1 protein-coding gene is annotated in these 586 nt (G+C 68.8%); it reads left to right on the forward strand.

Translation table 11 applies throughout. The features are described from left to right. Positions 1–5 precede the first annotated feature (5 nt). Positions 6–586: FUSC family protein (locus V5F77_RS29045; RefSeq protein ID WP_429008510.1), on the forward strand; the 581-nt coding region annotated here is incomplete at its 3' end.

A 586-nucleotide genomic window follows, 5' to 3' on the forward strand; every position in this document is an offset into this window, starting at 1 on the left:
GACTCTTGAAGCTTCCCTCGGCGCGCGACTGGCTGTTCTCCACCAAGGCCTTCACCGCCGCCATGCTGGCGCTCTACGTGGCCCTGGCCATGGACCTGCCGCGCCCCTATTGGGCCATGACCACGGTCTATGTGGTGTCCCACCCGCTCACCGGCGCCACTACCTCCAAGGCGCTCTATCGCATGCTCGGTACCCTCATCGGCGCCACTGGCGCGGTGGTGCTCGTGCCGACGTTCGTGAGCGCCCCCGAGCTTCTGAGCATCGCCGTCGCCGCCTGGATCGGAGGGCTGCTCTACCTCTCTTTGCTCGATCGCACGCCCCGCAGCTACGTGTTCATGCTGGCGGCCTACACTCTGCCCATCATCGCTTTGCCGACGGTCACCGCGCCGGAGACCATCTTCGACGTGGCTCTCGCTCGCAGCGAAGAGATCATCCTCGGGATCCTGTGCGCGAGCCTCGTGGGCGCGGTCGTGTTCCCGGTGAGCGTCGGGCCGGCCCTCGCCGCACGCGTCGGCGGCTGGTTGCGCGATGCCGGCGCCTGGGCCGGCGAGGTGCTGCGTGGCGAGGTGACGGATGAGGCCGTGCC

It is taken from the genome of Roseixanthobacter psychrophilus, assembly GCF_043195195.1.
Classification (GTDB): Bacteria; Pseudomonadota; Alphaproteobacteria; order Rhizobiales; family Xanthobacteraceae; genus NCEH01.